Origin of the sequence: Nostoc sp. CHAB 5715, from assembly GCF_020829685.1 — a bacterium.
GTDB lineage: Bacteria > Cyanobacteriota > Cyanobacteriia > Cyanobacteriales > Nostocaceae > Nostoc.
In genome coordinates this window covers 1-7578 of sequence record NZ_JAIVFR010000295.1, presented here as the reverse complement: position 1 = coordinate 7578, position 7578 = coordinate 1, and the positions used below count along the sequence as shown (strand labels likewise).

The following is a 7578-nucleotide window of genomic DNA, read 5'->3' as shown; positions in this document are numbered from 1 at the left end:
TCTCCAACTATGAGTCACCAAATGTAGGCGATCGTCCTGTTTATACTTTTCTAAGCCTTTAAATGTTTGCTTTTTGAGTTGGTCAGCCGCCATTGATCCAATTAGGCGACTGATGTACAGTCCTCCATCTCCGACAAATTGCAATATTTGCTTTTGGCGAAAATCCTGAAACCAGAGTTGGTTCCACTTAGACGAGCCTTTCAGGTTTGTTAGTAGTTCATTCAAGGCGTTTTGGTTGACATCACCCCAGTAAAGAGTTACTTTAATGCATTCACGACTACGATCTTTCTGCCGGACTAGCTCAACAATCAAGTTAAACAACTTGTCGGCATAGGTGTAATTCTGGTTCTTTTCGTTTTCTTTCGATTCCCGTACATTTACGCCATGCAGAAATAAAACATAATCTTTTCCCATAGCTAACTCTGCTTTCCTTAAACTAATTAATCAAAGTGTATGATAATATTCTTTAGATTCCCATGATAAATACAACTTGAATACATCTGTAAATATTATTTAAAATATATCCTTGTAATTGCAGGGCTATTTCATTCTCATCTAGCCCGCCTCAGAATTTATTCTGAGGCTAATAGCATTCATTCGTCTAAAGACGACTAAGAAAGGCTTTTAGTCCACTAAAGTGGACTTAAGCTATGAGCTGCGGAACTTTAGTTCTGGGCGATTTATGTTTAGAACGAAATAGCCCTGTTGTAATTGTGGTTTTCTCCTAAATCGACAAGTATTCGACTATCACGGGCATCATTGCTCTACTCTAGGGTGATTTTTGCTTGAAATATCTAACAATCTAACTATTGTTTCAAAACTCGTAGCGTAACACACCAAAACTTCTAGAAACGATGCGTTAGGCTTGCCTTAATGCCTTCCCACAAAACAGCAATTTACACGGTAAGCTTGTGTCTGATTTAACGCTACATCAATATCTCCCTCGCGTTCCCGATGCAGCATTGCAAGAATTCATCGAATGGTGTGTTTTAGAACAGGCGAAAGCCGCAGAATGTAACTTTACTCCCGATAGAAGTAAGTTAGATAATTTGCCACCAGCAGACTACATCCCGAAACTTGTCGATCAGTTCATGAAAGTTAAACCAGACCCAATTAAAGCAGGTTTGGTAGCTGCGATCGCTGGCAAGGAAGCTGACAAACATGCTTTATCTGGTTTAGCGATCGTAGCCGATTTTGTATCTCTTTATGTCAAGTATTTAATTCCTAAAGAAGGAAGTACTAAAAAACAGGCTGAAGAAATATTAACTCAAGCATCACAACATCAGTGTGAGAAACTGACTGAAATTGCTAAGAAACATGGTGTAGAGTTATAGTTTCAGGACTTACGCAAAGGCAACGTACTTTCGTCATTGCAAGCGTTGCGTTCGCGGAGCGTCTCGTAGAGAAGCAATCCCAGTCTTGACGAGATTGCAACGCTTGACTGCGTTCCGCTCGCAATGACTAATCATCGCTGCGTAAGTCCTGAGTTTCTTACTGATAAATTATTTTTCAAAGGCTTTGTCTGTCCCATCAGTCAGAGCCTCGTATTTTGCAGATTATGGCAAAAACTTGAAATAATCACAATCAGCAGAAGCTTGATGATGAGTTGTTCTTAATCTTATACCTTTACTATGACCTTAAGCTTTAAAGTAAGTTTCACTGCATTTATAGATACAGTGTGACTTATTATTTTATAATTTAGGAAACATATTATTAGTTTATAGTTAAATGGACAGAATCGTAGTTAACTCTCACATTCATTTCGGTAAACCTTGTATCGCAGGAACACGCATTACTGTACAAAGCATTCTTGAACTGCTCAATGACGGACTTTCATTTGAAGAAATTATCCGAGACTACTATCCAGACCTACAAATTGAAGATATTCGTGCCTGCTTAGGATACGCGATCGCTTTAGTGGCAGCTGAAGACATTTGCCTAGTATCTATTTCAGCATGAGATTATTACTAGATCAATGCAACTGCTTAAACAATCAAATATTATCCCATGCTCACTATTATCGGCTGTGGAAATCTAAATCGCAGTGACGACGCAGTAGGCGTAATCATTGCCCAACGCTTACAGAAATATCTAGCTGAAAACCCTCATCCTAAAGTGCAAGTATATGACTGTGGCACCGCAGGGATGGAAGTAATGTTTCAAGCTAGAGGTAGTAAAAAATTAATAATTATTGATGCAAGTTCAACAGGTTCTGAACCGGGTGCTGTGTTTAAAGTTCCAGGAAAAGAACTGGAAGCTTTGCCAGAACCTAGTTATAACTTGCACGATTTTCGTTGGGATAATGCTTTAGCCGCCGGACGGAAAATCTTTCAAAATGACTTTCCCGAAGAGGTGACAGTTTATTTAATTGAGGCGGCAAATCTTACTTTGGGACTGGAGTTAAGTCCTACTATTAAACATTCTGCTGATTTAGTTTTTGAAGAGGTAGCTGCACTCATCAGCCAAAATAATCAGTAGTAATTTTCAATTCCTAACTCTTAACTCCTAACTCCTAATACCAATTCTGTATGAAGATGCACAGAATATTAAACGAACCGCCAAGTACGCCAAGAGCGCCAAGAATAGAGAGTTACTCATTTAGTGCAGCTTCACATTAAATTGGTATTAGACGGAAAGTCGTAACGCACCAAATCCTTATAAATAGTGCCGTACTTTCGGCGCTAACACACCTTACATGTCTTTTCAAAAATCAAATAAGAACCCTATAGCAGTGTATTAGACCTCTTGCATAAATCAAAAATAAAGAACCCTACTCCGCATTTGCTGACGCTCCCCGCTCCCCTCCCTAAGAGTGGGGAGCTTTTGAAGGTGGAGTGTTAGAGACTTTTGCAAGACGTCTATTGAACATAAACGGGTAAGGCTATAATATTCGTATCCAGGTTGCTACTGAGGGTGTTCCATTGTTGTCACTAATAAAAAGCATGTACCAGCCTGGTATTGCTATGTTTCGATTGCTTGTGAGCGTGATATTGAGAGAAGTAGGGTTCCTAAAATTAATCGGCACATCCACTAACCTTTGTTCTGTATCGCAAGAATGAGTGGTTGCTATTGGTCTAATCAGACTAACCCATTTAATATTCGCAGCCTGGGGTGTCTGAATTGTAAATTGCCGTCCGTATTTCAATTCTTCAGGAGCGCTCTGAATAATTGGGCGCGATCGCGACATATACGCAGGACTGTAGATTTCTAATCGCAGTTCATCAACCCTCCGCCTAGGGTTCCCCCCAGCTGTGACTACCCTACCATCTGGTAGGAGCAAGGCCACTGAGTGATATACGCGGGGGACATTTTGTTTAGCTACTACTGTCCAAGTATTTGTAGCTGGATTGTAGATTTCTGCTGGCAGCATTGATTGTGTTCTGTCCTCATTGATTTTGCTACCATTGCAAACAAACACTGTGCGATCGGGCAACAAAACTGCGCTATGATGCATCCGAGCATAGTTTAGAGGCTGTGCTGCTACATAAGTTGGGTTAGTATCTTTTAAATCTACAATATTTACCCTGTTTGTTGCCGTTCTACCACTACCCCCACCTATAATCATCACTTTTTGGTCTTGTGCAGGTGGTAAAAGCAGACTGGTAGCTTGATTTCCGAAAGCTGAGTCTTGCAGCCCAGGCACTACTTTTTCTGCAATTGGTTCGGTAAATGTCTCTGGCAGGGTTAGTATAGTTGGTGCTACTCCAAAGTTGCCGCCCATCTGAGCACCTGAATAAAAAATTTTTCCACTATCGAGTAGAAACAGATGTAAGTATGGCGGGTAGGAACGAGTTGTTGGAAAAGCGTTCCAACCATTTGGAAAGAAAGCAGAATAAATTTCTGGTTGTTTGTTGAGCTTGCCATCTTTATCCGGCCCAGATATTGCAAAGATCCGACCACTGCCTAGTGTTAACACAGTAGGATACCACCGGCCATTATTCATTGGTCGTATCTTGACCCATTTCTCGTCAATAGGATCAAACAACAGAGCAGAGGGTGAGCCATAAAATGGGTCATAGCGCAAAGTTCCACCCGCAACCAATAACCTACCATCAGGGCGGAAGGAGTGACCAGCGCAAAAAATATCAATAGGTTGATTATTACTATCCAATGGAGCCTTTTGACTGCTAAAGGTTCCTTGATTCACATCCCAAACCACACTGTCATACGGAGTATTTAACCGACTGGGATCATTACCTGAACCGCAGAAAAAGAATACTTTACCAGTACGAAGTAGAACGGCATGTATAGGTAGGATTGGAGCACTGTACGGCAATACTTCCCATTTGTCTGTGGTAGTAGCCTGAGCGATGAAAGTCCCTAAATCTGTTTCCTCTAAAAGGTTAGGGTTGTTATGAGATTGAGTCACTTTATTTACAATTATTCCTACGTAGGTTTTATGTTTTTGTTTTTTGTCTGAGTAACTTATTCCTCAAATTATATCTATACTTTTTAGCCTTCTCTAATGTTAAGATGTGATGTTTTTTATAACAAGATCAGGTAAATACCGTTTTTTCATTAGTAATTACGCTGTCAATTTTACCTGCTATCGAGTATCTAATTAAGCCTTGCACGGTGTTTTTTCGGGAAAGATGAACCATGCTTTGAAATTTGATGCGTATACCTTTCAGGGCTTGGCATTGGGCATCACTGGCTAAAAAAATGTGTTTTTGACCTTCGATTTGTAACTATTTTTGAACACTCAGGTGTTACACATTTAATTTGCACAACTAGGGCGGGCAAAATGCCTACCCCACAGGAGATTGGTTTTTTTGAGGATGCAAATTAAAATATTTTTAGGTTATTTTTTATTAAAAGAAAAATGATTAGCTGAAATGCAAATTACAAGTATAATACAATACTTAATACATAGTTAATAGAATTCAGAGGATCACAACCGATCGCTTTTGGCTGCGATACCTTTCCTGCGGAACGCTACGCGAACGGTGGGCTTTGCCTACGCAAATTTGAGACGATTAGCCATGAGCATGATACAAAGCACAGCCAAAGCGTAGTAAAGTAAAGTAGTAAAGCTCAGAGTGGGTTGTAAAAATCGAAGCCTACTTAGTATAATTGGTAACGTCAATCGCTCCCAAAGCAAGATTGTCGCCATAAGCAACTCAACTCCAATGAATGACGAGAAAAATCTTTCCAAGAAAAAGGGCAGGACACTCCCTCCTAAGTTGATCATCTGGCTGGGAAAATTTGTTTGGACGAGTATGTGGCAGATCATGATGTCAAAGCTTGCTCCTAGGAATCAGTCGGGAGCTTATATTCGTCCTAATAGCCAGTTTCGGAAGTTCATTGGCACAGAAGAAGGAAATCCACACCCACCAGCAGCAGGACGCTACAAACTTTATGTTGGGCTGGGCTGTCCTTGGGCGCACCGAACCCTAGTTGTGCGATCGCTCAAAAAACTCGAAGCGGTAATATCAGTATGTATCGTCTCTCCTTCTCCCATTGAAGGCGGTTGGATATTCAACGAGGAAGAAGAAGGTTGTCGCACACTGGCTGAATTTTATCAGCTGGCAGAGCCTGGTTACAGTGGACGCTCTACAGTTCCAATACTATGGGATAACCAAACAAAAACTATCGTCAATAATGAGAGTTCAGAGATTATTGTCATGCTGAACTCTCAGTTTAACGAGTTCGCCAACAATCCCACAGTGGATCTCTATCCAGAAACACTCAAAGAAAAGATTGACTGGTGGAATGAAAAGATTTATCACGCGGTAAATAACGGTGTGTATCGCTGCGGCTTTGCTCAGAGCCAAGAAGCATACAGTCAAGCCTGTAATGAACTGTTCGCAACTCTCGATGAGATTGACATTGCATTACAAACTAGTCGATATCTGTGTGGGGATAATCTCACCCTAGCAGATGTCCGTTTATTCACGACGTTATTTCGGTTTGATAGTGCCTACTATGGGTTGTTTAAGTGCAATAGGCAGCGAATTCGAGACTATCACAACCTGGGAGCTTACTTACGTGATTTATATCAGCTTCCAGGTGTAGCTGACACCTGCGATGTAGAAAGTGTGAAGCGGGACTACTATGGGAACCTATTCCCACTCAATCCGGGCGGGATAATTCCCGATGGGCCTGATATGTCTTATCTTTATCAACCATCTGGGCGCGATCGTATTGGCAAAGTTAATGCTTCATAATACCAATTCTGTATGAAGATGCACAGAATATTAAACGAACCGCCCTTCGGGTTCACCAGTCGCTTACGGTGGGAAACCCGCCTACAGCGCTGGTTCACCAAGTACGCCAAGAGCGCCAAGAATAGAGAGTTACTCATTTAGTGCAGCTTCACATTAAATTGGTATAAGGTACATTAAGAACTGATACCTCGATAGCTGTATTCTGGAGTTGGTGAATCGTGAACCAGATTAATCGAGTTGCAATTGTCGGTGGAACTCATGGCAATGAGTTTACGGGAGCATACTTAATCCAAAAATTTGCCCAGTTTCCCGACTTGATTACGAGACAAAGTTTTGAGACAGTGACTCTGTTAGCAAATCCTAACGCTTTTGTGGCGGGGAGACGATATGTAGAAAAGGATTTAAATCGCTGTTTTCTCAAGCAAGATTTACAAGATCCGACTCTGAACAGTTACGAAGAATTGCAAGCTAAATCAATCCAGCATACCCTAGTATCAAACAGGGAGCAACAAGCAGATTTTATCTTAGACTTGCACAGCAGTACAGCTAATATGGGTTTGACAATTATTTTGGTAAACAGTCATCCCTTAAACTTGAAATTGGCTGCTTATCTGAGCCAGATTAATCCTTTAGTTAGGGTTTATCGCTGCTCTTTTAAATCAATTGAAGAAAACCCATTTGTAAATTCTCTGTGCGAATTAGGCTTTGCGATCGAGGTTGGCCCTATTGCCCAAGGACTCTTAAATGCGAGGCTGTTCCAACAAACAGAAGAACTTGTTTATGCGATTCTCAACTATCTAGAACAATTTAACCAGAATGGAATTCCATCAACTAACGAAACGTTGATTCTATATGACCATTTATCAGTTGTGGACTATCCAAAACAACCGGATGGCAAAATCTTTGGGATGATTCATCCAGAGCTTCAGGATAAGGATTATCAAGCTTTAAATCCAGGATATCCAATGTTTATAACCTTTGAAGATAAAACAATTTATTATGAGGGGGCATCTACCGTTTGGCCGATTTTTATTAATGAGGCAGCTTACTACGAAAAGGGAATTGCAATGTGTTTTACGCAGAGGCAGCAAATAAATATCTAAGATGTGTAGAGGATTTTTTGTCCGATCGCTTTTTATTGGAAGTGATGATAGAAATTAAGCATTTAAATCATCAATTACTTTTATATCTAGTGCGATCGCTAAAACTTACTTATACGTTTAAACAAGTGGTGGGGGTTTAAGTCCCCTTTCTCTACAGGCAGCAGGTTTTGATGCCTAAATCTAAATCCCCGTCACAAAACGTAATTGCGAACTTGTACTGAGCTTGTCCTCTTGGTAGCCGTTGGCGCAGCCTCTCGTAGAGAAGGGCGTAGCCGAAGTATTGCGAATTGCGAATTGTTTAAAGTTGG

At 40.7% G+C, this 7578-nt stretch carries 7 protein-coding genes and 1 pseudogene; 6 read left to right on the top strand and 2 right to left on the bottom strand.

The window, feature by feature from the left end; translation table 11 throughout:
- A pseudogene (locus LC574_RS17495) lies at positions 1-414 on the bottom strand (hypothetical protein); the annotation flags it as partial.
- Positions 415-911: 497 nt separating this feature from the next.
- Here LC574_RS17495 and LC574_RS17490 point away from each other — a divergent pair.
- The 3 genes from LC574_RS17490 (at position 912) to LC574_RS17480 (ending at position 2478) form a co-directional block, all read left to right on the top strand.
- Positions 912-1334 (top strand): hypothetical protein, encoded by a 423-nt coding sequence (locus LC574_RS17490; RefSeq protein WP_229454679.1) that lies wholly within the window; start codon positions 912-914, stop codon positions 1332-1334.
- A 394-nt stretch (positions 1335-1728) separates the two neighbouring features.
- Positions 1729-1959, top strand: coding sequence for a DUF433 domain-containing protein (locus tag LC574_RS17485; protein ID WP_229454678.1), 231 nt, complete (start codon positions 1729-1731; stop codon positions 1957-1959).
- A 48-nt stretch (positions 1960-2007) separates the two neighbouring features.
- Positions 2008-2478 (top strand): hydrogenase maturation protease, encoded by a 471-nt coding sequence (locus tag LC574_RS17480; protein WP_229454677.1) that lies wholly within the window; start codon positions 2008-2010, stop codon positions 2476-2478.
- 403 nt (positions 2479-2881) lie between these two features.
- Here LC574_RS17480 and LC574_RS17475 read toward each other — a convergent pair whose 3' ends face one another.
- Positions 2882-4369 (bottom strand): galactose oxidase-like domain-containing protein, encoded by a 1488-nt coding sequence (locus LC574_RS17475; RefSeq protein ID WP_229454676.1) that lies wholly within the window; start codon positions 4367-4369, stop codon positions 2882-2884.
- A 760-nt stretch (positions 4370-5129) separates the two neighbouring features.
- Here LC574_RS17475 and LC574_RS17470 point away from each other — a divergent pair.
- The 3 genes from LC574_RS17470 (at position 5130) to LC574_RS17460 (ending at position 7410) form a co-directional block, all read left to right on the top strand.
- Positions 5130-6167 (top strand): glutathione S-transferase family protein, encoded by a 1038-nt coding sequence (locus tag LC574_RS17470; protein ID WP_229454675.1) that lies wholly within the window; start codon positions 5130-5132, stop codon positions 6165-6167.
- Between the two features lie 218 nt (positions 6168-6385).
- Complete coding sequence (locus LC574_RS17465) at positions 6386-7270, top strand: aspartoacylase (RefSeq protein ID WP_229454674.1); 885 nt, start codon at positions 6386-6388, stop codon at positions 7268-7270.
- Positions 7237-7410 carry a hypothetical protein gene (locus LC574_RS17460; protein ID WP_229454680.1) on the top strand — a complete coding sequence of 58 codons (174 nt, stop codon included), beginning with the start codon at positions 7237-7239 and terminating at the stop codon, positions 7408-7410. Before LC574_RS17465 ends, LC574_RS17460 begins: the two co-directional genes overlap by 34 nt.
- Positions 7411-7578: the final 168 nt, after the last annotated feature.